A 25,763-nucleotide genomic window follows, 5' to 3' on the forward strand; every position below is an offset into this window, starting at 1 on the left:
GCGGGTCGGCCTTGGCCGTCGTCTCGGTGGGTTTTGCCTCCGTCGTGCCCGCGCCCGGCTCCTTCACGGCGCCGCCGCCCTCCTGCGCGCCGCCGCCGCAGCCGAACGCGGCGGCGAGGCCAAAGCCGAGGAAAGCCGTGCCGAACGTGAGCCAACGAAGAGCCTTCATGGAAACATTCCTCCCGCGACGAAAGAAAAACGGTTTGTCAGCGCAGCACCAGGGTCGGCGCCGGCTCCCCTTCGATCCAGTGCTCTTGCAGGACGAGCCCCGGCGAGACCATGGAGCCGCCGTAGGTCTCGCCGAACGAGAACAGCTCGAAGATCCGCCGATCGCCCGGCTTGATCGGGAACATCACCTGGCCCGACGGGGGCGCGGGCACGCCCTCCTTGGGCTCGGGCATCCAGAGCGAGACGCCGCGGTTCGTGCCACCGACGAGCGAGGCCGCGGTGGTCTGTGTGTCGCAATGGACCTTGAGCCAGCCCCGCGCCCGCCACGCCCGGCAATGCTCGGCGCGCGGGCCTTTGCGGTGGATTCGCACGCGCGTCGCGGATTGCCATTCGGCCGGCGTGGGCGGCTTCGGCGTGCCTTCCTCGATCGGGATCGGCTCGAAATCGATCGGCTTTTCTTCCTCGTTCGCAGGTGCCGGCGGATCGGCCTTGGCGGCCGGCAAGAGCGCGAGGAAGAGCAAGGCGGCGAGGGTCCGGGCGCGGCTCATAAGGTCTTCAGGAAGGCGACGAGGGCCTCGCGGTCCTCGGCGGAAAGATGGCTCGTGTTGCCCATACGATCGCCGTTCAGCTCGACGAGCTTTTCGAGCGTCGAGACGCGGCCGTCGTGGAAATAAGGCGCCCTGCCGGCGACGAACCGAAGCGAGGGCGTCTTGAACTCCTGCTTCGACTCCTCGTCGAAGCCGCTCACGGGCGGCAGGCGCTTCAGCGGATACGGCGTGCGATCCGTGTAATGCGTCTCCGGCACGTGGCAGTGGGCGCATTTCGTGCCTTTGTTGAGGAAGAGCTCGCGCCCGCGTTTTTCCTTGTCGGTGAGCTCGCGGTTCTCCCGCGGGGGCGGGACGAGGCCCTCGCGCACGAACGTGGCCACGAGCGAGGCGCGCCCCACCGCGGCGCCGCCAATGTTCTGCGGCATGCCGCCCCAGCGATGCAGGCTCATGCCGGCCGTGACGCGCGCGCCGAGGTCCGCGTTTTCGCCGTGCCAGCCATAAGGGCCCGCCGCGCTCACGACGCCCGCGAGCATGGGGGTTCGGCGCGGAAAACCTTTGGCCTTGGCCAGGTCGGGGATGTTTTCGTAGACGCCCACGAAGTTCGTATGCAGCCCGTCGATCGTGTCGAACGTGGCCTCGTGCCAGACGTGCCCGTCGTCGCGCCCCTCGGGGTGGCAACCCGCGCAGCCGAGGCCGCCGCTCAGAATGGGATCCGTCGCGTTGTAGAAGAGCCGCCGCCCTTTTTGCGCCTCGGCCGAGAGGGTGTCGTCGGCGAGGTGCACGAGGGCTTGTCGATCCCGCACGATAGGATCCACAGGCGCCGGCGCGGTGAGGTCGAGCGCGACCACGTCGTAGGTCGCGCGGCAGAACACGTACGCCGTATCCTCGTCGGCCGAGAGCGCGATTCCCGCGGGCGCGCCGCATTCACCGGCCGCGCCGTATCCTGGGTCGTATTTCTGGCCCACCTGGAAGATACGAACGATCGCGAGCGTCGGATCGAGCGCGACCGCGTCGAGCTCGGTGACGACGTCGTCGCCCTCGCCCGCGACGAGCAGCGTGTCGGATTTCGCGCGGTAGACCATGGCGCGCGGCTGCGTGAACGGGCCCTTGTCGCGGCCCGGGATCGACACAGGCGTGTCCGCGGTCATCGTCAGATCCGCGACCCGGCTCTTTTGCGAAGGCAGTCCGCCCACGTGCGTCGCGGCGAGCTGCTCCGGCGCGGCGCGGCCAATTTTTCCGGGCAGGAGCACGACGTCCACCGTCGGCTGCCCGAACCACGAGCGCCGCGCGAGCGCGCCCACCGCGTGCCGCGCCACGAAGAGCCGACCCTCGTCGGGCGAGGTCACGAGCGAATATCCGAGCGAAGCGTGGAGCTTCTTGCCCGACGGCGCGCGCACGGGCGAGGGCATCACGCCGATCGTCGTCACGACCGGCGCGCCGGATTCTTCGCCGATGTGCGTCACGTCCGCGCCCACGAGGTGGCTCACGAGGATCTCGCCGCTCCCGAGCACCACGATGCCGCGCGGCTCACGCGCGACGTCCGCCGACCACACGACCTTTCCTGTCACGAGATCGATCTTTGAAACCATGTGCGTCCACGCGCTCGTCACGAACGCGTGGCGCGCGTCCGACGTCGCCGCGAGGCCCCATGCATCCGCGGGCAAAGGCACGCGGCTCGCCTCGGCGAGGGCGCCGGACGCGTCGGGCTTGAGCACGAGGAGCAGGCCGGGATCGCGAATCGTCACGAGCACGGCGCCGTCGATCGGAAGGACCGCGGCCGGCGCGCCGGGGAGCGGAACCTCCGTCGCGGCCACGCCCGGCGCGAGCGGGAGCGGGATTCGGCGAAGGACCTTGTGATCCTCGTCGGCCACGAAGAGAGCATCCCCCTGGCGGCTCCGCGCGATCACGCTGCCTTGCTGTTCGGCCGGCGAAAGGGGTTTTGGCGGTGCGGGCGCGGCGCTCGAAGCAGGCGGCGCGATGGCTTGCGAGGCCGAAGGCGCGGGCGCGGAAGCGTCCGGCGTGTCCTTGGGCGACGAACAAGCGAGGGGCGAGGCGATCGCGATCGCGAAGGCGAAAAGAAGGCGAGGGTTTGGTCCACCCACGAGGAAAAGCTCTATCGGAGCGCCGCGCGCGCGGCAAGAGGCGGCGCGATCGTGGTAGGGTCGCTCGCATGCACGCGCGGGGTCTCGCGGTCGTGACGCTCCTCGGCTTCGCTGTCGCGTGCGGCGCACGCAGCACGCTTTTCGCCCCGGAGGCCGAGCGGCGTGACCCGTTTTGCGGCGACGGGCTCGTCGATCCCGGCGAAGCTTGCGACGACCCCAACGAAGTCGCCGTCGATGCTTGTGTTCCCGGCTGCGCCCTCGCGCGCTGCGGCGACGGCATCGTATGGGCCTTCGTCGAGGCCTGCGACGACGGCAACCTCGTCTCCGGCGACGGATGCACGGCGACGTGCGCGCTGCCGAGCTGCGGCAATGGCATCGTCGAGCCGGGGGAAGTTTGCGACGATGGCAATGGCATCGACACGGACGATTGCCCGTCGCGGTGTTTGCCGGCGACGTGCGGCGACGGCTTCGTGCAGGTGGGCGTGGAGGCCTGCGACGCGGGCGCGGAGAACGCTGACCGTCCGGCTTTTTTGCTGCTGCAAGGCGCGCTCGTGCGGCCCGTCCTGCCCGTCACGCGGCCCTTGCCGCTCGTCTCGTTTTACGACTACGGTTCGGCGAGCGCGCACACGGGGTTCGAGGAGCTCGGGGCGAGCAAACTTTTCTTGTACCGTGACGTCACGCCAAACGGCCTGCTCGGGCTCGTCGCGGTCCACGGGGTGGACAAGAACGCAGGCGGAGAGATCCAGCCTCCTGGGCGCGTCGAGATGTCGTTTTTCGGCTTGCCCACGGGCACGTTCGTCGCGGCCTCGGACGACACGAAGGGCGAATTCTCGCTGCTCGATCCGACGACGGCGCGCGGGGACTGGCAGTTCGACGGCAACACGGACGGCGGTGCGCTCTCGGGCCTGCTCTCGCCGGGCGCGTGGGTGATCGACGTCGTGCCGAGCTTCGTCCAGGGCATCGAGCGCTGGGAATGGGCGGACGGCAGCGGCGACGCGATCGTGCTCGATCGAACGGCCATGGTCCGGATCGTGGCGCTCGACGTGCCCTCGGCTTGTCGGCTCGATTGCACGATTCCGACGTGCGGCGACGGAATCCTCGACGCGGGCGAAGTGTGCGACGACGGGAATGTCGCGAATTTCGACGGCTGCGCGGCGGACTGCAAATCCACCGATTGAACGACAAACCCGCAGGACGTGTGGACCGTGGGAGCTGCAAATATCTGCCGCCGCAAGATGCTTGACAGGCGGGTGAAAGTTTGCCAATTGCCGGTGCCGTTCAGGCCGCTGGCTGGCCGTTCAGAGACCCTTACCCTTCGAGGCACCTCATGAAGATGCAGAATGCAAAAATCCTGACCGGCGCCGTGCTTGCGGCCGCGGGGCTCGTTTCCTTCGCTTCGGGCTGCGAGCTCATCGCGAGCGTGGATCGCTCGCAGATCGAACAGACGGGCTCCGGGGGCTCGGGCGGCGGGACCGGCGGCATGGGCGGCGTCGGCGGCGGGACCGGCGGCATGGGCGGTGTCGGCGGCGGGACCGGCGGCATGGGCGGTGTCGGCGGCGGGACCGGCGGCATGGGCGGTGTCGGCGGCGGGACCGGCGGCATGGGCGGTGTCGGGGGTATGGGCGGCGGCGGCATGGGCGGCATGGGCGGCGCCGGTGGAATGGGCGGCGCCGGTGGAATGGGCGGTGCCGGTGGAATGGGCGGCGCCGGTGGAATGGGCGGTGCCGGTGGAATGGGCGGTGCCGGTGGAATGGGCGGTGCCGGTGGAATGGGCGGCGCCGGTGGAATGGGCGGCGCCGGTGGAATGGGCGGCGCCGGTGGAATGGGCGGCACGGGCGGCGCTGGGGGCGGCAGCGCTGTTTGCACCACGCCGGCCGACTGCCCGACCCCGTCAAACGAGTGCGAGCAGGCGACGTGCACGAATGGCATGTGCGGCGTCGAGGCCACGATGGCCGGCACGCCGACCTCGGCGCAAACGGCCGGCGACTGCAAGTCGCAAGTTTGCGACGGCCTCGGCGCCACGACGTTCGAGAACGACGACATGGACCTCCCGGACGACGGGAAGTCCTGCACGACGGACGCCTGCAGCAATGGTTTGCCCGAGTATATCCCCTTGGCGGAGGGGAGCATGTGCATGGAGTCCGGCGGCAAGGTCTGCAACGCCGCGGGCTCGTGCGTCGGGTGCAACGTCGACGGCGATTGCACGAACGGCGACACGTGCGTCGAAAACCAGTGCGTGGCGAGTGTCGTCAATGGCTGCACGCTGGCAGGGGCGGATGACCTCACGGCCCAGACGGCGACAACGGTGACGTTCAGCGGCCTTTCCTACAACCCGAAGTGCATCAAGGTGAAGGCGGGGACGGTCGTGACGTTTTCGGGCAACTTCGCCAGCCATCCGTTGCAGGGCGGCGAGGTCGCGAACGGCACGGCCACGCCCGCGGCGAGTGGCCCCTTCGTCCCGGTGACGAATTCGGGCAGCACGAAGGACTTCACGCTGTCGACGCCGGGCACGTATCCGTTCTACTGCGTGCCGCACGCGACGCTCGGCATGAACGGCGCGGTGTTCGTCGTTCCGTGACAGCGAGATGACGGTGAAGTGCGGGCGCCCTCGTCCGAGGCGTGCCCGCCTTCTCGTGCGCCGTCGCCCAACTTGCCGGGCCGTGTTATCGTCCCCGGCAAAGTCATGGCAACCCACGACGGAGCGCCAGCCTCGTTCTCGATCCACCCGGATCTCCTGCTTTCGGTCCTCGATGACGCGACCGCGCTGGTCGACGGCCGCGGCCGCGTTCGGCTCACGAACCCGCGTATGGACCGTCTCTTCGCCTCCGAGGAGGGCACGCGCTTCCTGCCGTTCTTCGAGCGCCATGGCGCGTTCCGGCTCTTGCCGACGAGCGTGCTCGAAGGCGCGGCGCTCGGGGCCGCGAGGGGGATCGAGGACGTGCTCGCAGGGGCGCGCGAGCGGCTCGAGCTCGACCTCGGGGCCCCGGGCAGCTCGCTCCTCGCGATTGCATGTGCCGTCGACGGCGGTCGGGGCGCGCTCGTGCGGGTGCGCCTGCGTACGGCCGAGGAGGAACACCGAGCGCGTTGTGCCGAGGTGGTCGAGGCCATGCAGCTCGGGCTCTACGTCTACCGGCTGGAAGAATCGCAAGGGGGCGAGGCGGGGCTGCGCTGCGTGTACGGCAACCCCGCCGCCGAGCAGCTCACGCAGCGGCCCACGTCGAAGTTCGTGGGAAAGCTGCTCGACGAGGTCTCCAGCGTTCCGCGGCAAAGGGGGCTCATCGATCGGTACGTCGAGGTGGTCCACGAGAAAAAGACCGTGGATATCGATTACACGACGACGGACGCAAAGACGGGCAAGGACGCTGCCTGGGCGATCAAGGCCTTCCCGCTGTCGGGGCAATGCGTGGGCTCGATCTTCGAGGACGTCACGAAACAACGGGAGACCGAGCAATCGCTCCGGAGCACGTCGCAGTTCCTCGACTCGATCCTCGACAACATCCCGATGATGATCTTCATCAAGGATGCGAAGGATCTGCGGTACATCCACATCAACAAGTACATGGAGGAGCAGTTCACGTCGCCGATCGGGAGCTGGCTCGGCCATACCGATCACGATATTTTTCCGAAGGAGACCGCCGCCGAGTTCATCGAGGCGGACCGGGCGGTCTTCGGGGGCCGGGTCATCGTGGACATCCCCGAGGAGACCGTCCCGACCTATGGCACGGGCGTGCGCGTCTGCCATACCCGCAAGATCCCGCTTTACGATGAAGCAGGGGAGCCGCTCTTCCTCATTGGAATGAGCGAGGACATCACGGATCGGAAATCGGCCGAGGACGCGAAGCGGCGGGAGCTCGTGCTCCTGGAGACGCAGACGAAGCTGATGGAGCTCATCCGGCAGCTCTCGACGCCGCTCTTGCCGCTGGCGAAGGGCGTGCTCGTGGCGCCGCTCGTGGGGCAGATGGACGAGGCGCGGGGGCAGCATTTCATGGAGGCGCTGCTCGCGGGCATTCAGCATCATCAGGCGGAGACGGTGCTCATCGACATCACGGGCGTGCCTTCGATCGACGCGTCCGTGGCCGAGCAGCTCCTCCGGGCCACGCGCGCGGCAGGCCTGCTCGGCACGGAGACCGCGCTCGTGGGGGTGTCGCCGGACGTGGCGCGCACGATCGTGGACCTCGGGGTCGATTTCGGCGCGCTCGTGACGTACGCGGACCTCCGGGCGGGCATGCGGGGGGCGGAGGAGGCGAGGCGCCGCCGGCTCGCCGCGAAGGCAGGTAAGGGTCAGGGTCGGCCGAGCCCGAGGACGTGACATGCCGAGCCCGACCCCGCTCACACCGATCCTCGCGTCGACGCTGCCCGGACCGGGCGTTCCGGACGAGCTCCACGTCGAGGCATTTCGCCGCGCGGCGGATGTTTTGCTCAATCACGCGACGCTTTTCATCGCCGGCTCGCCGCATCGGCTCACCGAGATCGAGTTTTACTGGCACGGACCCGGGCACGATGACCCATTCGCGCATCGGGATCCGAGCCAGGTCGATTCCGGGATCTGGTATTTTCATCGGCAGGGCGGGACGTACAAGGGCGGGACGTACAAGGGCGTCGACATCGCCATGGGGCGCCGGCCCGAGACCTACGTCGGCATTCTGATTCGTAGTATCGCGGAAGCGCCGAGCGACGTAGTGATCGAAGGGTCGTGCACGTGTGTCGATCACGTGCTCTCGCGGACCGGCAAGGAGAGTGTGGCGGCGCTCGCGGGTTCTTTTGAGGGGTCGATCGATCCTCGAGAAGGCTCGCCGTTGTTTTTGGCCCACGAGGATCCCCGGGGCGGCACGGCGCAGGTCTTCGACTCGCCGCGGGTGGGGTTGACCTTGAAGAAGGGCGCGACGCCGGAGCGGCGCGCATTTCTGGCGCGGGCTTACCGATTCACGATCGAGCCTCGCCGAACGAAAAAGGGGCGCCCGCACCTCGTGGTCAGGCTGCACCAGGAGGGGTATTCGAGCGAGGCGATCACGAGGATCACCGGGGCCTCCGCGGCGACGGTCGCGCGGTGCGTGCAAGCGTTCGAGGCAGGGAAGGGGAGGGATCCCGAGGCGTACCGGGGGGATCTCTCGACGGAGCAGCTCTGCGAGTTATGGGGCGCGCTTGCCTGATCAGGCCGACGCGGGGACCCACGTGCCGTGAAAGCCGAACGGGACGCGCTGGCGGGCGCGGACCACGGCGACGGGCTCGGCGTCGACGTTCGCCGCGTCGAGGATCAGGAGATCACTCGTGCCCTCGTCGGCGTGGTAGACCGTGGTGATCAGATACCCGTCGCCCTCCGGCGCTTGTTCGTCGCGCGGGAGGAACAACGCCTCGTTCGTGTAGGTCGAGCGGCCGAGGTTGCGATATCGAACCTCGCCGGTCTCGAAATCGACGCGGCCGATCGCATTCATGATGCCCCGGCCGCACGTCGGGGCGAGGCGCGCCGCGACCCAGCCGTATCGATGGCGGCGTGTCGCGAACCGCGGGTCGACGACGGGGAACTCGCAGGGCGCGTCGTCGAGCACCGTTTCGCTGATGCGGCCGGTGTCGAGGTCGAGCCGGAGCCGCACGAGCAGGCCCGGCGGATATTCCTCGATACGCGGGTTCAAGGTCTCGCCGCCCGGATCGAAGAGCGGCAAACGCGGGTAGCGGACGATGTCGAGGACGACTGCATTCCCGTCGTCGAACGCGTTCATCGGATGGAAGACGTAACAGGGCGGGATCTCGTACCAGCGCACGGGCGCTGCGGGGTCGTCGCGTAAAACCACGCCGATCCGCGCGCCGCGCGAGGGCTGCCAGCGGACCGTGTTCGTGCTCTTCATGTCGTCCACGCGGAACACGGCCGGCAGGTGATAAAAGACGGCGCGGGTCTCGGTCACGCTGAAATCGTGCATCATCGAGGGGAACGGCGCCTCGATGTCCCGCGAGAGGCGCGAAGAGCCATCCTTGCCGAACACGTGGTACGTGAGCCCGCCGCGGCCGCCCCAGTAGCCGAACGTGTAAATCGTCTCCGTGCCCGGCTCGATCTTGGGGTGCGCGACCATGCCTCCCTTGCCGGGTTGCACGGCGCCGCCGAAATCGAAGCGGCCCGTCGTCGCCAGCGTGACCGGGTCGATCTCGTGCGCGGCCGAGCCCTCGACGAGCGTGAGCAGCCGGCCCGCCATTCGCTGGATGCTCGTGTTGCTGCGGTCGACGGCGCGCAAGATGCGTTCGAATTGCTCGTGGCTCGGCCCTTTTCCAAGGAGCGCCTGCGCTTGGAGGGTGATCAGCTCCTGCCCGGAGAAGCCGAGCGCGAGCCAGCCCTCGATCGTCGTCGACTGGGCGAGGTCGCGGATCCCGCCGTACAGCGCTTGCCCCGCGCGCTCTTCGAGGGCGAGTTTTTCCGTGCGGACCCAGCGATTCTTGTGGGAGACGCGGCCGTCCGCGAGCACGAAGGCGTCGATCATGCCGTCGCCGTCGAACCAATGGTAAAGATCCGGGTTCGGCGGCTCGAACCGGGGGCCGGGGCTCATGCGATAGAGCGTGCCGCGGAGCGCGCGCGGGACCTCGCCCTGGAGGACCTCGAGCGACGGCGCATCACTCTCCCGGCCCACCGGCGCGAAATTGCCTTCGAGGTAAGGGTTTGGCCGGAACGAACGGGGCCTCGGCCTCTTCTTGTCGAGCGCGAGGAGGAGGTCTTCGACGAGGCCCATGGAAGCGATCCTTTCGAGGCTCAGACCTTGGCTTCTTGTGCCGTCCCGTTGACCTCGCCCGCCTGCACGGGGGACGCGTCCTCGATGGCGCCGAGGAGCCACCGCTCGACCGCCGCGCGTTCGGCCGCGGAGAGGTTCAGCTCGGCGTCCTCGCACATCGCGAGCACGTTGCGCTGGAACGCCTCGGCGAGCAGGCGCGCGCCCCAGGGCTTTGGCGCCTCGTGCAGCGGCAGCCCGCCGTACATGATGCCACGCAGGACGAACGTCACGGCCGATCGCGACACGGAATGGCCCTCCGTGAGGAGCGCGTCTCGCACCGATTTCGAGGTCGACGTGACCTGGAAGGAGTTCCGGCCGAGGATGTCCGCGATCGTCAGGAAGAGCAGGCCGAACTCCGGCGGCCGGAGGACGGGCACGCCCGTGATCTCGTGGACGCGCCGGAGCACGCCCCAGAACTCGTCGCGTGAGGGCGGCGGCCAGTCCTCGCTCTCGGCCTGCGGCGCGTCGTGCCGCGTGGGATCGTAGAGGTGGCCCGGGCTCGCCGTGTGCACGACGAAGCCGGGATCACTCGCGTGGAGGAGCAGATCCTTGAAGCTCCCGGTCCCGGCCCAGCGGCTGTCGACGACCACGTTGCCGAGCCGCCGGATGACCTCCTGCGAGGCCGACGCCATGGTGACGGGGCGCGGCGAGCTCGACACGTAATCGCGCAGGACGCGGACGATCTCAGCACGTAGATCCGAGGGGCGCGCGAGGGTGTCGGGCGAGGGCTCGATCGCGGTCGAGAGCTGGATGTTCGGCTCGGCGCCGACGGGAGCGGGAGGCTCGGCGCCGGGCTCGACATCGGCATGGGGACCGGCGGCGGCGGCGGGACGAGCGCCTGCGTGGACAACGTGGGCGTGGGGAGCGAGAGCGCGGCCGCGGCCGAGGTGTCGCTTACCACGCGCCAGCTTTCGGCCTCGTCTTCGATGATGCGCAGGCGGCTGTCGCGCCGGCAGAGTTCTTCCGTCAGGGCGCGGAGGCTCTTGAAGCCGAGCCAGTCGTTCGCGGAGGAGAACTCCTGGAAGCGACGGTAGACGCGCGGCAGGCTCGCGGCGGGCAAACTCCCGGCCGCACGCGCGGCGCCGACGACGGCCGCGGCCATCTGCGCGAGCAGCTCCGCGCCCGCGTCGCCCGCGGGCAACGAGGCTGGCGGGGGCGCGATGGAAGCCAACGGGAACATCGAGAACGACCGCTCGCGCAGCGGCGAGGCTGCCGGCGGTTCGTAGCCCTCGCTCTCGCCCGGGACGCGCATGTCCTCGATGAAGCGGTCCTCGGTGATGAGCCGATCACACGCGGCCGTGTAGGCCGAGGCCGCGTACCCGACGGCCACGACCACGGTCCGCCGGTCGTGTGCGCGGAGCCGCAGCAACACGGGCGTGAAGTCGGCGTCACCCGACATGATCACGAACTTGTCGAAGCGCGTCGGGTGGCCGAGCGTGTCGAGGATGTCCATGACCATGCGGATGTCGGAGCTCGTCTTGCCCAGCGACGTGAGCGGCGGACAATCGACCACCTCGAACGCGGCGCGCGTGAAGTACGGCCGGTACTTGTGGAACGTCTTCGGGTTCAGGTAGCACTTGCGGACGAGGACCGAGAGGGGCGTCGTGCCCGACTCGCTGCTCTGCGCCTTGGCGATGAGACCCCGCTCCATCCACGCGAGCCAGCGCGTGGGCTCGGTGGCGAAGACCTCTGCGGCTTCCGGATCGACCCGATGGAGCCCGAGGTAAATGTTGTCAAAATCGACGAAAAGCGCGGTCCTGATCCGCTCGACTTGAGGCATGGAGTTCCCCCCGACGATCCGGGACGACGAGCCTAGGCTGGGGCGGTGAGGTGCGTCAAGCGAACCCCGACGCGGATCTCGGGTGTCACCGGAGTCTGGAAGGGTCGACCCCCGAGATTTGTCCTTCACGCCCGTGCGTCGCAGTGCCACTTCTCCCGGGATGCGACGACGGTTTGCCTTCCTGGTACTTTCTTCATCGGCCGCGGCCCTGCTCGCGGCGCTGGGTCAAGGGTGCGGGGACGGTGGATCATCTTCGGGGGGCGCGGGCGCGGCCTCGGGCAGCACGACGGGCACGGGCGGCATGGGCGGATCGTCGTCGTCGGGGACGGGCGGCGACGACACGCTCTTCGACGCGGGGAGCTGCCCGACCGGCGAGGCGTGTGATGGCGGCGTCTGCGCAGGCGGCGTGTGCTGCGCGGTGGACCTCGCGTGCGGCGACGCGTGTTGCGGCGGCGGCCAGGTCTGCTCGTTCCAGAAGTGTGTGACGCCCGGGGCGAGCTGTGCCGAGTCGGGCGACTGCGCGGCGGGCGAGTATTGCGAGTTCTCGCTCGGTGATCCGCAGGGCACGGACGGCGGCGTGGACGCGGGGTGCATGGGCGGGGCGCAGGTGCCCTCGGGCAAATGCCTGCCGAAGCCGCCGACGTGCGCGCTGGGCATGCCCGCGCCGAACCCGGGTGATCCGCTCACGTGCCTCGAGTCCTGCCAATACAAGCCCGTGGCATCCACGTTCGCGCCCGAGCTCAAGTTCGCCTGGGGCGGGCAGCTCGTGGCGCCTTTCTCGACCGACGTGATGATGTCGCCGATCGTGATCGAGCTCGACGACGACGACTGCGACGGGAAGATCACGGCGAAGGACATCCCGGAGATCGTGTTCACGACCTTCACGGGCGGCGCCTACGGCGGCGCCGGGATCCTGCACGCGATCAGCGTCGTGGGCGGGCAGGTCGTGGAGAAGTGGACTGCGCCGGGCATCCACCCGACGAAGCAGCTCGCGGCCGGCAACATCGACGGCGCGGCGGGCAACGAGGTCGTCGCGTGCGCCGAGGGCGCGGACGCGGGCGTGCGCGCGCTGAAGGGCGACGGGAGCCTGCTCTGGACGACGCCGCCGATGCGTTGCTTCATGCCCGCGGTCGCGGATCTCGACGGCGACGGGACGGTGGAGGTCGTGGTCGAGGGCGGCATCCTCGACGGCGCGACGGGCGCGGTGAAGGCCTCGTTCTCGACGGAGCTTTCGAGCTCGTTCGTCGTCAGCGACGTGACCGGTGACGGCGTGCTCGACATCGTGACGGGCAGCCAGGTCTTCGACGCGGCCGGCACGTTGTTGCTCGACACGGCGACGGCGAACCAGAGCAACTTCTACGCGACGCAGGACTGGAAGAGCCCCTGGCCGGCGGTCGGTGATTTCGACGCCGACGGCAAGCCCGAGGTGGTCGTCGTGGACAACCTGAACCACGCGCTCGTCGTGTGGCGGTACGACGCGGCGGCGCCGGGCAAGTTCGCGATCGTGCGCCCCGCGCTCGACATCAACGGCCCGCTCAGCCCCTCGCTTTGCCCCGCGGGGAGCTGGGGCAGCACGCACGGCGGCGGTCCGCCCACGATCGCCGATTTCAATGGCGATGGGACGCCCGACGTGGCGATGGCCGGCGGCGTGGGCTATGCGGTGCTCGACGGCAAGAAGCTCGTCGACGCGGCCGTGCCGGGGAACGAGGCGTTCTTGTGGATCAAGCAAACGTCCGATTGTTCGAGCGCCTCGACGGGCAGCACGGTCTTCGATTTCGACGGCGACGGCAAGGCCGAGGTCGTGTATTCGGATCAGCAGCGGCTGCGCGTCTACGAGGGGCCGACGGGGAACGTGTTATGGGAGCGGTGCAACACGACCGCGACCTTGATCGAAAACCCGGTCGTGGCGGACGTGGACAACGACGGGCACGCCGACATCGTGGCCGTGTCGAATGCCTACGGGCAGTCGAGCGCGAGCCTGCAATGCAACGACGGCGTGAGCATCGCGCAATCGGGCGTGCGGATCTTCGGCGACACCTCGGGCAAGTGGGTGCGCACGCGGCGCGTGTGGAACGAGCACGCCTACCACATCACGAACGTCGAGGAGGACGGGACGATCCCGGCAAAGGAGCTGCCGAACTACCTCCAGCCCGGCCTCAACAATTTCCGCCAGAACAAGCAGCCGGGCAGCGAGTTTGCCGCGCCGGATGCGGTCGTCTCGCTCGCGCCCGTCTGCTTTGGTCCTTACGGGCTCGTGGCGGTCGTGCGCAACGTGGGCGAGGCGTCCTTGCCCGCGGGCGTGGTCGTCGGGTTTTACAAGGGAAACCACCCCAATGGTGAGCTTCTCGGGCAGGGGACGACCTCGAAGGTCCTTTATCCGGCGGAGTCCGAGTCGGTCTTGCTCCCGCTCGCTGGGGCGCCCGGCGACGTCGTGAATGGGACCGTGCCGATTTACGCCGTCGTCGATGACACCAGCGTGCCGCACCCGGCCTGGACCGAGTGCCGCACCGACAACAACGTCTCGGCGCCGGCGAGCGGCGCCTGCAATTCGCCGAAGTAAGCGTCAATCAGCGGCGGCCGAGACCGCGTCGAGCAGACCCAGGACCTCGTCGGGATGGGCTGGCTTCACGAGGTGCTGCGTGAAGCCGGCCGCCGCGGTCTGCCGGCGGTCCGACTCCTGTCCATACCCGGTGAGCGCGACGAGCTCGGCCGGGCAATGACCCGAGGCGCGCAGGCGCCGGGCGACCTCGTAGCCATCCATGCCGGGCAATCCGATGTCGAGGAAGACGACGTCGGGGCGCTGCTCGCCCGCGGCCGTGAGCGCGGTGAGCCCGTCGTGGACGACCCGCACCTCGTGGCCGTGCTCCCGCACGAGCTCGCCGATCATACCCGCGGCGTCGATATTGTCGTCCACCACGAGGACACGGAGCCTCCGGCCTGCATTTCGATGGTTTGTCGGGAGGATCGTCGCCGGAAGCGCAGGCACCGTCGAGGCGCGCGCCGGCTCCTCGGGCGCGAGGGGCAGCCACACGAGGAACGTGCTGCCGTGGCCGAGGCCGGGGCTCCGCGCCTCCACGGTCCCGCCGTGCATCTCGACCAGGTGTCGCACGATGGAGAGCCCGATCCCGAGCCCGCCCTGGGCCCGATCGAGCGTGCGCTCCACTTGCTCGAAGATGTGCCACACCCGGTCGAGCATGTGCGGCGCGATCCCCACGCCGTCGTCGTGCACGCTGATCTCCACCTGCGCGCCCATTCGCGTGACGCGCAGATCGATGTGCCCGCCTGGATCGGTGTATTTCGCCGCGTTCGTGAGCAGATTGACGAGGATCTGCTCCAGGCGAACGGCGTCCGCGAAGACGGGCACGGGCTCGTCCGGGAGCTCGACCGTGAGCGTGTGGTGCCGCCCCTCGATGAGCCCGCGCGTCGCGTCCACAGCGCGCGCGACCACGGTGCTGATGTCGAGCCGCTCCTTGCGGAGCTCGATTTTGCCTCGGGTCAGGCGTGAGACGTCGAGCAGGTCGTCGACGAGGCGCGCGAGGTTGTCGGTTTGGCGTTCGAGGATCTGAAGGTGCCGATCGGTCGCCGCGTTTGCCTGCCGCGCCCGGATGATGTGCAGCGCCGTCCGCATGGGCGCGAGGGGGTTACGGAGCTCGTGCGCGAGCATTGCGAGGAATTCGTCTTTGCGCCGATCCGCCTCGACTTGCATCTGCTCGGCCTGCTTGCGCTCGGTGATGTCGGTGCAGGAGCCGATGAAGCCGAGGAAGTTCCCATCCTCGCTCCGTCGCGGGGCGCCGTAATCGAGGACCCACCGGTACGATCCGTCGGCGACCTTCAAGCGATACTCGAGCGTGAAGGGTTCGCCGACGGCCGCCGCGGTGGCGAAGGTCTGCGCGACACGCTGGCGATCTTCGGGGTGGATCGGAGTGACCCAGCCCAGGCCGAGCGTTTGTTCCTGCGTCTGACCCGTAAGCCGCAGCCAGGCGGCGCTCATGTATTCGCACGCCCCAGACGCGTCGCCCATCCAGATGGCGACGGGCGCCGTGTCGGCCAGCGTGCGGAAGCGCTGCTCGCTCTCACGCAGGCGTTCGGTCTCCTGCGCCACCTGCCGGCGCAGACGCGACAGTTCGATCCGCGCGTCGACCCGCGCCAGCAATTCCCGCGGCGAGAAGGGTTTGACCAGGTAATCGTCCGCGCCGAACTCGGCCCCCTCCACGCGCGCCGACTCGCTGGCGCGTGCCGAGAGCATCACCACAGGCACGGCCTGCGTCCGCGGATCGGCGCGCAGCGCGCGGACGAGGGCGAAGCCGTCGAGGCCCGGCATCATCACGTCCGTGAGGATCAGATCGGGCACCTGGGCGCGGGCGTGGGTGAGCGCTTCGATCCCGTCTCCGACCACCTCGACGTCGTGGTGGTGTTCGAGCAGGCGGCGGATGTAGCGCTGCATGTCGACGTTGTCCTCGGCGAGCAGGATGTGGGCGCGGATGCCCGCGGGCGCGGGGCGCGCGGGCGGCGGGCGCTCCGTCTCGACCCGCGCGGGCGCATCGATCCAGTGCGCCGCTTCCTCCACGAAGGCGGCGGCGTTCGTCGCCGAGAGCCCGAGCTCGCGCTCGACGCCGATGCGCTCGGCGGGCAAGTGCGCCGCGCCGGCCGGAAGGCTGACCGTGAACGTGCTGCCTTGCCCGACGGTGCTCGTGACGGAGACCGTGCCTTTGTGAAACCCCACGAGCTCGCGGACGAGCGCGAGGCCGATGCCGGAGCCTTCGAATGTGCGCCCGCGCGCCCGCTGCACGCGATGGAACCGCTCGAAGAGACGCGGCAGCTCCTCCTCGGCGATGCCCGTGCCGGTGTCGCGGACCGAGAACTTCACACGATCGCCTGCCCAGCGCACCGCGACCTCGATCGTGCCTTCAAACGTGAATTTGAAGGCGTTCGAGATCAGGTTGAGGACGATCTTCTCCCACATTTCGCGGTCGATGTAGACTGGCCGGGAGCGGGGGGCAATCGACGACGTACGCGAGCCCCGCGCGCTCGATGACCGAGCGGAACATCGTCGCGAGCTCCGCGGTGAAGGCCGCAAGATCGGTCGGCTCGTAGGCTACCTGCAGGCGCGCCGCCTCGATCCGGGAGAAATCGAGCAATGTATTGACGAGCTTGAGCAGGCGCCGCGCATTGCGCCGGACGACCTCGATTTCGCGTCGCTGCTCGTCGTGCAGCAGGCCGTGCGCGCCGTGGAGGAGCTCCTCGACCGGGCCGAGCATCAGCGTGAGCGGCGTGCGGAACTCGTGGCTCACGTTGGAGAAGAAGCGGGTCTTGAGCTCGTCCAATCGGCTGAGCTTTTCGTTCGCAATACGTAATTGCTCGTTGGCCCGCTGGATCTCCTGCGCGCGGTGGTAGAGCTCCTCCTCCATCCGGTGCGCCCGCGTCCGCTCCTCCTCCACGATCCGGCTCTGCTCGCCGCCGAGCTTCTTCAGGAGCATGAACTCGGTCACGTCCTCGCCGCGGTGAACGACGTGCGTGACGTTTCCCTTCTCGTCGAAGACCGGGGTATTCGTCGGGCTGTAGTACCGCTCCGTGAAGCCCCCGCCCTCCGACGCTGGCCGGCGAATGTCGTACTTCTGCACGGCCATCGTGTCGGGGGTCCCGGTCGCGAAGACGCGCTCCAGCGAGGCGCGAAGGTTGCGTGAACCTGTGGCGTTCGGATCGTCCGGGTTATCGGGAAAGACGTCGAACAGGTTGCGGCCGAGGATCGCCTCGCGCGAGACCAGCCTCGTGCGCAGGAAAGCGTCGCTCGCGGCGACGAGAGTGAAGCTCGGGTCGACCACCAGGTAACACTCGGGCGCGGACTCGAAGAGCGCGCGAAAATCGGGCTCGCCCGTTCGGGAAGCCGTTTGCCCGGAGGCCTTCCCGTCCCTCCCTTCGGCGCCCGCTCGCGGGGGCTGCCGTCGCTCCTGGTGCTTGGATCGCGCTAACATGGTGCAGTTTCGCGACGCTCGTGATTCGTCGCTCGGCGGCCCCGTGCGCGCCGGGTACGAACATTGCGCGCGGGGCGGGCGATTCAGCGTCATTGCATGAACCCTTCCACTCGGATCGAGCGGTCTGTGGAACCCTGGGAGAACTCGACACCCGCTTGACCATCTGCCAGAGTCCCGGCGGCCGCCTGTAAGTTGGGCGGCCGTTCGGCGTTATCTTCTTCGTAAGGAGGATCTTTCGTATGCGCTTCGGTTCCGTGCTCGCGTTCGTCTTGCTCGTCCCCGCCTCGTTCGGGCTCATCGGCTGTGGTGGTTCCCATCACGGCGGCTGGGGGGCGCGCGGTGCCTCGCAGGAGGCGGTCCGTCACATCACTGTCGTCGGCCATGGCGAGGCCATGGGCAAGCCCGACATCGCGCGGACGAGCCTCGGCGTCGAAGCCTCGGCGCCGACGGTCGAAGAGGCGATGAACCAGACGAGCGCGCGAATGAAGGCGATCCTCGACGCGCTGAAGAAGCTCGGTATCGAGGACAAGGACATCCAGACGGCGAATTTCTCGATCCAGGTCGAGCGTCCCTTCATCGATGGGCCGATGCCCGTGCCCATGCCCATGCCGGAGGCGCTCCCCGCGCCCGCGCCGGTGAAGGGCGGGAAGGCCGCCGCGGCTGCGGCGCCGGCTTCGGGTCCCGTCGCGTTGCCGCCTCCGCCGGCCGTGAAATACCGGGTGAGCAACACCGTGGAAGTGACGATCCGCGACGTGTCGAAGGCGAGCCGCGTCGTGCAGACGGCGGTCGACGCGGGGGCGAACAATGTGTGGAACGTGAGCTTCGGGATCGACGAGACGAAGGCGCTCGAAGCGACGGCGCGGGAGAAGGCGGTCGCGGACGCGAAGGCGCGCGCCGAGGTGCTGGCGAAGCTTTCGGGGGTCGAGCTCGGGCCGGTGATCAGCGTGAGCGAGGTCATCGGGCGCGGCCCGATCGGCCCGATGCCGATGATGGCCACGGCCGAGGCGAAATGGGGCGGCGGCGGCCCGCCGCTCGCGATGGGCGAGGTGACGTATTCGACCTCGATCGAGGTCATCTTCGGCATCAAGAAGGCGCCCGAGCCGCCCCCGGCGGAGTGATTTCAATCGGCGCCGCGCGGCGGACCGAGCAGGGCCCCGAGCAGGATCGCGCGACGCACGTCGCTAGGTTTTTCCAGAAGAACTGGTGACGTGCGCCGGCGGCGCGGCGGAGCAGGGGTCGCGTCGAGCGTGCTCGGGATCGCGGGGAGCTCCTCTTCGAGGGAGACCGGGCGCGCGGGGATTTCTTCCAGCAATTGATATTCCACCGGCGAGCGACGGTCGGGAAGAGGGCGTGACGGCGGCGCCCTTCCCAAAAGCGCTCGCCGGTGCGCCGTGAGCTCCCTCGCGGCGCGCTCCTGCGCTTTGCGGGCGGCCCGCGCGAGGAGCGCCGGCAGCACCGGCATCATCAAAAACAGGAGCACGACGAGCAGCGAGACGAGCCCCTCCATGGCCTCACCGTCGTCCTTGTCCGATTGCCGGCCTCACGTCGGAGGGCACGTCGTTCGCCACCGAATGCCGCATGGCCGTGTCCGCTTCGAGGTTCCGCATTCGATAATAATCGAAGATGCCGAGGTTGCCCGACCGGAACGCCTCGGCCATCGCGCGTGGCACGTCCGCCTCCGACTCCACGACCCGCGCGCGCATCTCCTGCTCCAGCGCCACGGCCATTGCGCGGCGCTCCTCCGCCTTCGCCTGCGCGATCTGTTTGTCCGCGTTCGCCTGGTCGATCTGGAGCTTCGCCCCGATGTTCGCGCCGACGTCCACGTCCGCGATGTCGATCGACAGGATCTCGAACGCCGTGCCCGCGTCGAGCCCGCGCGCGAGGATGTTTTTCGAGATGTGATCGGGGTTCTCCAGCACCTCCTTGTGCGTCGAGGCCGAGCCGATCGTGCTCACCATTCCCTCGCCGACACGCGCGATGACCGTCTCCTCGCCGGCGCCGCCGACGAGCCGGTCGAGGTTCGTCCGCACCGTCACGCGCGCGATCGCGATGAGCTGAATGCCGTCCTTCGCCACCGCGGCGATCCGCGGCGTCTCGATCACCCTGGGCAACACGGACATCTTGACCGCGTCGAGCACATCTCGCCCGGCGAGGTCGATCGCCGCGGCGCGCTTGAGCGGGAGGTGGATGTTCGCCTTGTCGGCCGAGATCAGCGCATTGACCACGCGCGTCACGTTGCCGCCCGCGAGGTAATGCGCTTCGAGGTCGTTCGTGGACACGTCGAGCCCGGCCTTCACCGCGCTGATCCGCCCATTCACGATGACGCCGGGCGGCACCCGGCGAAACCGCATGCCCACGAGTGACGACAGCCCCACGTACGCCCCCGAGGCCCACGCCGCGATCCAGAGCGGCAGGGGGATCAGGTACAGGACGACGAAGAGGCCCACGAGCACGAGGCCGACGATCCCGATGATCCCGAGCTCCACGCCGAACATGGCCATTCACCTTTTTTCTTTCTCGCCGGCGCGCCGCACGACCACGTAACTCCGCTCCACGCGAAGCACCTCGAGCGGCGTGCCGGCCGGGATGTATTCGCCCTCGGAGAGCGCATCGACCCGCGCGCCCGTGATCTCCGCGACGCCTGAAGGCCGCAGCGGCGAGGCCGCCTTGCCGAGGTCGCCGGGCAAAATCGCGTCGAGGGGCGAGGCCGGGAAGGGGAGCGCGTGCTCGAGATGCCCGGTTTCGAGGACGAGCCTGCGGCCGAAGGGCAATCGAGGGAGGAATCGCAAAAGGAGGGCGGCCCCGACGAGCATGACGGCGAGCGCGACGGCGACCTCGGCCGCGGCTTGCACGGCGCCCTCCGTGGTCACGCCCGGCCCGACGAAGCTCATCCCGAGCCCCGTGAGCACGGCCGCGACGCCGAGGACGCCTGCCAGGCCAAACCCCGGGATCACGAAAATCTCCAGCAAAAGGAGCGCGATTCCGCCGCCCACGAGCGCGAGCTCCTCCCAGCCCACGAGCGCGAGGATCGCGTGCGACCAGAAAAACAGCGCCAGGCAAACGAGGCCGACGATGCCTGGCGCGCCAAACCCGGGCGTGCGGATCTCCACGAAGAGCCCCATCAACCCGAACCCGAGCAGGAGCGAGCTGACCAAGGGCGACGTCGAGAACCGCACGAGACTCTCCGCCCAGTTCGGCGCGAGCGTGCGAATCTCCGCGCCGGACAAACCACGTTTCGCCAGGATGTTGTCGAGGGAGTCGGCGCGATCGTTTGCGGCGCCGAGCGCAAGCGCCTCCTCGGTCGTCAGCGTGAGCAGCTTGCCTTTCGCCACGACGCCCGGGATCTCCACATCAGAATCGACCATGGCCTCGAAGAGCGCAGGCGGCCGGCCGCGCGCCTCGGCCGTGGCGCGAAACTCTTTGCGTACGAACGACGTCGCCTTTTCCCCCGCGGGCTCCGTTTGCCCCTGGGGCCCGGCGACGACGGGCGCGGCGGCGCCGATCGTCGCGCCCGGGGCCATCGTGATGTCCTCGGCCGCGAGCGCGATGAGCGCGCCCGCGGAGATCGCCCGCGGATCGACGAACGCGACCGTGGGGATCCGCGCGTCGAGCAGCGCATCCCGAATGACGAGGGCCGCGTCGACGCGCCCCCCGAGGGTATCGATGGGCAAGACGAGCGCGGCGGCGCCGGCCTGCTCGGCCTCGCGCACGGCGCGCTGCACGTAAGGCGCGAGGCCATTGTCGATTTCACCCCGAAGGGGCGCGACGTACACGATGGGCCGCGCCGTCGCCTGGCCGCGCGCGGACGCGCCGAACAGGAGGGCCCAAAGAGCGAGCACGAGAACCCCTACGCGACGTCGAGACGAGGCGCGATTCGCCACACGAAAACCCCCACGATAAGGCTAGGGCTCCCGGGGCGAGGCGGAAGGGGGATTTCTCAGCGCGTGGGTTCGGGCGACGCCGGGCGATCGTCCAGGTGCACGACGTCCTTCGTGGCCCCATCGAGCCAGGCCCGCAGGCCCGTCTCGTCCGCGGGCAGGTCGTCGCCCCAGAGCCGCACCGTCCGATCCTGGCCCGTCGAGACGAGCGCCCGACCGTCGGGCGAAAAGGCGACCGACGCAACGCCGCCCGCGTGTCCGGCGAGCGGTCGATCCTCGTGGCTCTCCAGGTCCCAGATGCGGGCGCTGCCGTCGAGGCTCGCCGAGGCGATCCGTTTTCCGTCGGAGGAGACGGAAATGCTCACCACGGTTTTTCCGTGTCCGCGCAGGATCTCGCGGGGTTTGCCCGTCGCCGTCTCCCAAAGCCGCACGGAGGGCTCCGAGCCGAGCGAGGCGAACGTGGCGCCGTCCGGGAAAAACACGATCTGCGTGACGCCATTGCCGCTCGCGTCGATCACCCGCCCCTGGCCGGTCGCGAGGTCCCAGAGCCCGATGGTATGGTCGGCGCTGCCCGAGGCGAGCGTCTTTCCATCTGGCGAAAATGCGACCGCGCGGACCGGGCGCTCGTAGGTGCCGAGCGTCTTTGCTTCTTTCGTCGCGAATCGATACACGCGCACGGTCTTGTCGGCGCTGCCCGTGGCGAGGACCGCGCCGTCCGGCGAGAACGCGAGCGTCTCGACGGGTTTGTCGTGCTCGAAGAGGACCTCGGCCTGTCCGGAGGCGACGTTCCAAAGCCGGATCTTCTTGTCGGCGCCGCCGGAGGCGAGGTGTTTTCCGTCGGGCGCAATGGCGATACGCGCGACGCGCCCCGCATGGCCGCGGAGCACCTTGGGGGGTTGGCCCGAGAGCGAGGCAATACGCACGGCGCCGTCCTCGCCGGCGGAGGCGATCGCGGTTCCATCCGGAAAAACCCGCAAATCGCTGACCTTGCCGCTGTGCCGATCGACGATCTGCGGCGCGCCCGAGGCGAGGTCGAAGAGGCGCACCGTGCCGTCGTCCGCCGCCGAAACGACGCGTTTTCCATCAGGCAGGAAGGCCGCGGTCGTGGCTGCGCCGTCGTGCTCGCCGACCACACGATCGATCTGCGTGCCGAGCTCCCACACCCGCATCGTCTGGTCGAAGCCCGCCGCGGCGAGGCGCTTTCCATCCGGCGAGAACGCGACGCCGTGGAGCCCGAGCCAATCCTGGAAGCCGCCGAGCGTGCGGCGCTGGCCATTGCCGACGTCCCACAAGACCACGTTGCGGTCCTGCCCCACCGCGGCGACGCGGCTGCCATCGGGCGAGAGCGCGAGCGTTTTGATCTCGCCGCCATACTGGCCGAGCAGCCGGGTCGCGCCGTTCGAGAGGTCAGCATAACGAACCGCGCGGTCCTTCGAGCCGGAGACGAACGCGGTGCCATTCGGCAAGAACGCGAGCGCCGTGACCTCCTTCGTGTGACCGGGGAACGTGCGGAGCGCGCCTTTCGAGGTGTTCCACAGCCGCATCGAGCCGTCGACGCCGCCCGTGACCACGAACATCCCGTCGCTGGAGACGGCGATGCTGGAGCAAACCGAGGTTTGGCCACCGAAACTGCGGCTGTTGTCCGTCGCGACGTCCCAAACGACGAGTTTGCCCTTTTCGACGAGGACGAGCGTGCGGCCGTCCCCCGAAAAGACCGCGCCGCGGCTCAATTCGACGCCGGTGTTCTCCGCGACCCGTTTTCCCGTGCCCGCCGGGACGTTCCAGAGAAAGACGCCGTCGCCAAAGCCCTGCGAGGTGAGCCATTGGCCGTTCGCCGAGAAGCGGATGCTCGTCACCCATTGCTCGTGGCCCGCGAGGACACGCGAGGTGCCCGACGCGAGGTCCCAAATCCGCACGGATTTGTCCTTGCCGCCCGTGGCGAGGAGCTTTCCGTCAGGCGAAAATGCCGCGACCCAGACCTCGTCGCCGTGCCCGGAGAGGACCTTGTGCGTGCCGGTTTCGAGGTCCCATACCCGCACGGTTCGGTCGTCGCTTGCGGTCGCAATGGTGCGGCCGTCGGGCGCGACCGCGACCGCATTGATGCCGCCGCTGTGCGCCCGGAAGACCTTTCCAATGCCGCGTGCGAGCGCGTCGGCGGCGAGGGTGCGCGCGGCGGGGAAACGCGGGCTGTTCGGCGAGAGCGTCTTCAACCACGCGATGGCCTGGCTCGGGTCCCGCTCCATGAGGCCGCGGGCCTGCGAGATCGTGAGCTCGTCGGCGCGCTTCGTGGCCTCGGCCTGCTTTTGCTGGGCTTCGAGGCGCTGCGCCTGGGCCTCGGCCTTTTGCTGCTGCGCCTCGATCTCGTTCGCCTGCGCTCGATTGCGCTCCTGGATGATGCGCGTGAGGCTCAAGATGCCGACGACCGAGAGGGCCACGACGCCGACCAGGCCCACGAGGAGCGGCGTACGGCGGCGCTTGATGAAGCGGCGGACGATCTCGCCGCGCGAATACGTGTGTGCCGCGACGAACTGGCCCATCTGGAAACGACGCAGGTCGTCCGCCAGCTCCTTCGCCGTCGGATATCGCTTCGCCGCGTCGCGGGCCATCGCTTTCTCCACGATGGCGAGCAGGTCCTCGGGGATTCCTTTTTGCCGCTCGGCGAGCGGCACGGGCGGCGCTTCGAGGACCTTGAGGGCCACGTCGATCACGTCTCCACCCGGGACGTCGTACGGGGCCACGCCGGAGAGCGCGCGATAGAGCAGCGCGCCGATCGCATACACGTCCGCGCGCTCGTCCACGGGTTTGGCCATGGCCTGCTCCGGGGGCATGTACGCGGGCGTGCCCATGATCGCGCCGACGGACGTCAAATGCGCGCTCCTGCTGACCGATTTCTCCTCGGACGCCAGCGGCCGGGGTTTGCCGGAGAGCGGCTCGGCGAAGTCGTCGTTCAGGTCCTTCGCGAGGCCCCAATCGATGACCACGGTCTCGCCGAACCGACCGACGAGGACGTTCGCCGGCTTGAGGTCGCGATGGACGATCCGCTGGCTATGCGCATACGCCATCGCGTCGGCCACGGCGAGCAGGTGCGGGAGCAGGGCGAGGCGCGCTTCGAGCGTGTGCGCCTCGTTCATCACGTCGCCGAGGGGTTTGCCCGTGATGAGCTTCATCGCGTAGAACGGCTCGCCCGTCGGCCAGCGGCCGGCCTCGTGCACGGGGACGATCGAGGGATGCTGGAGGCGCGCCGTGATGATCGCCTCGTACACGAAGCGCTCGGCCTCGGCCGCGTCCGTGGAGAGCAGCTCCTTGATGGCGACCGTGCGGTCGAGCCGCGTATCACGCGCCTTCATGATGCGGCCGATCCCGCCCTCGGCGAAGACACCGCTGACGGCGTAGGCCGTGCGCTGGACGAGCGGGAGCGACGCGGGGGTGAGCGCGGGGCGCGTCGCCGGCGGCGGCGGAGGTGGCGGCGCGTTGCGGAAGGAGGCGATCTCCGCGTCCGAGATCTCCAGCTCGTCGATGGAGGGCCTGTCGAGGGGAGGGTTTGCCGGCACGGGGGCAGAGTATCCGATTTGCGTTTGGCCGGCACAGGGGAGCCGAGCGGCGTGGTCGTGCTTTTTCCTTGCCGCCCGTAGATCCAGGACGTGCGGGTCAGGACGGATCGGCGCGCTCCTTGAGGCTCCGGAGCGGTTGGCCGTCCATGACGCGCCGGAGGAGGACCGGCCAGTCCTTCCATTCCGTGCCGCAGAGTCGATCCATGATCGCGGACTGGAAGCTGTAATGGCCTGTCCAGCGGGCGTGATGGAGCGCGTGATAGACGAAGGGGTTCGCGTTGATGGAGCGCCATCGGATGCCCGTCACCGAGCGCGTGATCTCCACGTTCGCGTGCCCGACGATGTTGCCGCCGATGTTGACCACGAGATAAGCGGCCCAGCCCCAGAAGCCGATCGGCGCGACGTACGACATCACGAGCGGCATCCCCGCATACCCGATCATCCAGGCGCACGACTCGACGAAGCTCATCGATTGTCCCGTGAGCGGCGTCGTCACGTGGGAGCGATGATGCCACCGGTGAAACCGCACGAGCGCGCGGTGGTGCATGGCCCGATGCAGGAAGTAATAATACACCTGAAAGCCCGCGCCCATCGCGAAGAACGTGAGGCCGTCCCGCACGAGCGAGGTCTCGCCGAAGCGCACCAGGCCCGAGGAGAGTACGGCCGTGAACGTCGTCACGGCGACCGCGAGAAAGACGAGGTTGCCCACGAGCTCGAAGCGGTACTGGCCCTCCGCGAGAGGCACGTCGAAAATGCGGCGGCGCGGCAGCAGGCGCTCGAGCGCGAACCCGATCGGCACGTTGAAGATCGTCAAACCCAGGAAGAAGGCGAGCACGATCAAGGCCAGCTCGGGCAAGGAGGCCTGGATAAGGAGGTCGGGCATGTTCCACCCGTAGCGGCGAATAGATGCGCATTCAAGAGATCCCGTGGCTGGGCTCGCTCGACTCGTCCGCGCTCGCCGACCCCTCGCGCCGTCCGTCCGTTACATCCCGTGCCGTCCCGCGCGGTCCGC

The 25,763-nt window shown here is 69.0% G+C and carries 18 protein-coding genes and 1 pseudogene; 7 read left to right on the forward strand and 12 right to left on the reverse strand.

Annotation, left to right across the window (positions count from 1 at the left end; all coding sequences use genetic code 11):
- Positions 1-206: 206 nt before the first annotated feature.
- The gene (locus POL67_RS00005; protein WP_271914049.1) at positions 207-716 is read right to left on the reverse strand and encodes a hypothetical protein; all 510 of its coding nucleotides are present in this window, start codon (positions 714-716) and stop codon (positions 207-209) included.
- Positions 713-2,818 (reverse strand): cytochrome c peroxidase, encoded by a 2,106-nt coding sequence (locus tag POL67_RS00010; protein WP_271914052.1) that lies wholly within the window; start codon positions 2,816-2,818, stop codon positions 713-715. Before POL67_RS00010 ends, POL67_RS00005 begins: the two co-directional genes overlap by 4 nt.
- Before the next feature lie 68 nt (positions 2,819-2,886).
- Here POL67_RS00010 and POL67_RS00015 point away from each other — a divergent pair, with 68 nt between their 5' ends.
- The 4 genes from POL67_RS00015 (at position 2,887) to POL67_RS00030 (ending at position 7,968) form a co-directional block, all read left to right on the forward strand.
- The gene (locus POL67_RS00015; protein WP_271914054.1) at positions 2,887-3,996 is read left to right on the forward strand and encodes a DUF4215 domain-containing protein; all 1,110 of its coding nucleotides are present in this window, start codon (positions 2,887-2,889) and stop codon (positions 3,994-3,996) included.
- A gap of 149 nt (positions 3,997-4,145) precedes the next feature.
- Entirely contained in the window at positions 4,146-5,396 is a 1,251-nt protein-coding gene (locus tag POL67_RS00020) for a plastocyanin/azurin family copper-binding protein (RefSeq protein WP_271914056.1), read from the forward strand.
- A 105-nt stretch (positions 5,397-5,501) separates the two neighbouring features.
- Complete coding sequence (locus tag POL67_RS00025; protein ID WP_271914059.1) at positions 5,502-7,127, forward strand: PAS domain-containing protein; 1,626 nt, start codon at positions 5,502-5,504, stop codon at positions 7,125-7,127.
- A gap of 1 nt (position 7,128) precedes the next feature.
- Complete coding sequence (locus tag POL67_RS00030) at positions 7,129-7,968, forward strand: hypothetical protein (RefSeq protein ID WP_271914063.1); 840 nt, start codon at positions 7,129-7,131, stop codon at positions 7,966-7,968.
- On the opposite strand, the gene POL67_RS00035 is transcribed toward POL67_RS00030, so the two are convergent.
- Entirely contained in the window at positions 7,969-9,531 is a 1,563-nt protein-coding gene (locus tag POL67_RS00035) for a carotenoid oxygenase family protein (RefSeq protein WP_271914065.1), read from the reverse strand.
- Between the two features lie 20 nt (positions 9,532-9,551).
- Complete coding sequence (locus POL67_RS00040) at positions 9,552-10,229, reverse strand: hypothetical protein (RefSeq protein ID WP_271914067.1); 678 nt, start codon at positions 10,227-10,229, stop codon at positions 9,552-9,554.
- A 147-nt stretch (positions 10,230-10,376) separates the two neighbouring features.
- Here POL67_RS00040 and POL67_RS00045 point away from each other — a divergent pair, with 147 nt between their 5' ends.
- A complete protein-coding gene (locus tag POL67_RS00045; RefSeq protein ID WP_271914069.1) occupies positions 10,377-10,604 on the forward strand; it encodes a hypothetical protein in 228 nt (75 codons plus the stop codon).
- A 299-nt stretch (positions 10,605-10,903) separates the two neighbouring features.
- On the opposite strand, the pseudogene POL67_RS54050 reads toward POL67_RS00045, so the two are convergent.
- Positions 10,904-11,350 (reverse strand): annotated as a pseudogene (locus POL67_RS54050) (NYN domain-containing protein); the annotation flags it as partial.
- Between the two features lie 160 nt (positions 11,351-11,510).
- Here POL67_RS54050 and POL67_RS00055 point away from each other — a divergent pair.
- Positions 11,511-13,910, forward strand: a complete 2,400-nt coding sequence (locus tag POL67_RS00055) for an FG-GAP repeat domain-containing protein (RefSeq protein ID WP_271914073.1) — start codon at positions 11,511-11,513, stop codon at positions 13,908-13,910.
- A gap of 3 nt (positions 13,911-13,913) precedes the next feature.
- On the opposite strand, the gene POL67_RS00060 is transcribed toward POL67_RS00055, so the two are convergent.
- Positions 13,914-16,313, reverse strand: coding sequence for an ATP-binding protein (locus POL67_RS00060; RefSeq protein ID WP_271914075.1), 2,400 nt, complete (start codon positions 16,311-16,313; stop codon positions 13,914-13,916).
- The gene (locus POL67_RS00065; RefSeq protein WP_271914078.1) at positions 16,258-17,415 is read right to left on the reverse strand and encodes a PAS domain-containing sensor histidine kinase; all 1,158 of its coding nucleotides are present in this window, start codon (positions 17,413-17,415) and stop codon (positions 16,258-16,260) included. The genes POL67_RS00060 and POL67_RS00065 overlap by 56 nt, the downstream gene beginning before the upstream one ends.
- A gap of 146 nt (positions 17,416-17,561) precedes the next feature.
- On the opposite strand from POL67_RS00065, the gene POL67_RS00070 reads away from it, so the two are divergent.
- Entirely contained in the window at positions 17,562-18,440 is an 879-nt protein-coding gene (locus tag POL67_RS00070; RefSeq protein ID WP_271914081.1) for an SIMPL domain-containing protein, read from the forward strand.
- A 2-nt stretch (positions 18,441-18,442) separates the two neighbouring features.
- Here the strand turns inward: POL67_RS00070 and POL67_RS00075 are convergent, their stop codons facing one another.
- The 5 genes from POL67_RS00075 to POL67_RS00095 all read right to left on the reverse strand — a co-directional run bounded on the left by POL67_RS00075 (position 18,443) and on the right by POL67_RS00095 (position 25,634).
- Complete coding sequence (locus tag POL67_RS00075) at positions 18,443-18,829, reverse strand: hypothetical protein (protein WP_271914084.1); 387 nt, start codon at positions 18,827-18,829, stop codon at positions 18,443-18,445.
- A 4-nt stretch (positions 18,830-18,833) separates the two neighbouring features.
- Entirely contained in the window at positions 18,834-19,817 is a 984-nt protein-coding gene (gene floA / locus POL67_RS00080) for a flotillin-like protein FloA (protein WP_271914086.1), read from the reverse strand.
- Positions 19,818-19,823: 6 nt separating this feature from the next.
- Positions 19,824-21,161 (reverse strand): NfeD family protein, encoded by a 1,338-nt coding sequence (locus POL67_RS00085; protein ID WP_271914088.1) that lies wholly within the window; start codon positions 21,159-21,161, stop codon positions 19,824-19,826.
- A 98-nt stretch (positions 21,162-21,259) separates the two neighbouring features.
- A complete protein-coding gene (locus POL67_RS00090) occupies positions 21,260-24,751 on the reverse strand; it encodes a WD40 repeat domain-containing serine/threonine protein kinase (protein WP_271914091.1) in 3,492 nt (1,163 codons plus the stop codon).
- Between the two features lie 97 nt (positions 24,752-24,848).
- Entirely contained in the window at positions 24,849-25,634 is a 786-nt protein-coding gene (locus tag POL67_RS00095; protein WP_271914094.1) for a sterol desaturase family protein, read from the reverse strand.
- Positions 25,635-25,763 lie beyond the last annotated feature (129 nt).

Source organism: Polyangium mundeleinium, assembly GCF_028369105.1.
Taxonomy (GTDB): Bacteria; Myxococcota_A; Polyangia; order Polyangiales; family Polyangiaceae; genus Polyangium; species Polyangium mundeleinium.

What these genes read in the sequence shown, in the direction of transcription:
- POL67_RS00075 (WP_271914084.1), bottom strand. Translation starts at nt 18,829, where the DNA reads ATGGAGGGGCTCGTCTCGCTGCTCGTCGTGCTCCTGTTTTTGATGATG.
- floA (WP_271914086.1), bottom strand. Translation starts at nt 19,817, where the DNA reads ATGTTCGGCGTGGAGCTCGGGATCATCGGGATCGTCGGCCTCGTGCTC.
- POL67_RS00055 (WP_271914073.1), top strand. Translation starts at nt 11,511, where the DNA reads ATGCGACGACGGTTTGCCTTCCTGGTACTTTCTTCATCGGCCGCGGCC.
- POL67_RS00020 (WP_271914056.1), top strand. Translation starts at nt 4,146, where the DNA reads ATGAAGATGCAGAATGCAAAAATCCTGACCGGCGCCGTGCTTGCGGCC.
- POL67_RS00060 (WP_271914075.1), bottom strand. Translation starts at nt 16,313, where the DNA reads ATGTGGGAGAAGATCGTCCTCAACCTGATCTCGAACGCCTTCAAATTC.
- POL67_RS00045 (WP_271914069.1), top strand. Translation starts at nt 10,377, where the DNA reads ATGGGGACCGGCGGCGGCGGCGGGACGAGCGCCTGCGTGGACAACGTG.
- POL67_RS00095 (WP_271914094.1), bottom strand. Translation starts at nt 25,634, where the DNA reads ATGCCCGACCTCCTTATCCAGGCCTCCTTGCCCGAGCTGGCCTTGATC.
- POL67_RS00025 (WP_271914059.1), top strand. Translation starts at nt 5,502, where the DNA reads ATGGCAACCCACGACGGAGCGCCAGCCTCGTTCTCGATCCACCCGGAT.
- POL67_RS00035 (WP_271914065.1), bottom strand. Translation starts at nt 9,531, where the DNA reads ATGGGCCTCGTCGAAGACCTCCTCCTCGCGCTCGACAAGAAGAGGCCG.
- POL67_RS00015 (WP_271914054.1), top strand. Translation starts at nt 2,887, where the DNA reads ATGCACGCGCGGGGTCTCGCGGTCGTGACGCTCCTCGGCTTCGCTGTC.
- POL67_RS00005 (WP_271914049.1), bottom strand. Translation starts at nt 716, where the DNA reads ATGAGCCGCGCCCGGACCCTCGCCGCCTTGCTCTTCCTCGCGCTCTTG.
- POL67_RS00065 (WP_271914078.1), bottom strand. Translation starts at nt 17,415, where the DNA reads ATGACGCTGAATCGCCCGCCCCGCGCGCAATGTTCGTACCCGGCGCGC.
- POL67_RS00070 (WP_271914081.1), top strand. Translation starts at nt 17,562, where the DNA reads ATGCGCTTCGGTTCCGTGCTCGCGTTCGTCTTGCTCGTCCCCGCCTCG.
- POL67_RS00030 (WP_271914063.1), top strand. Translation starts at nt 7,129, where the DNA reads ATGCCGAGCCCGACCCCGCTCACACCGATCCTCGCGTCGACGCTGCCC.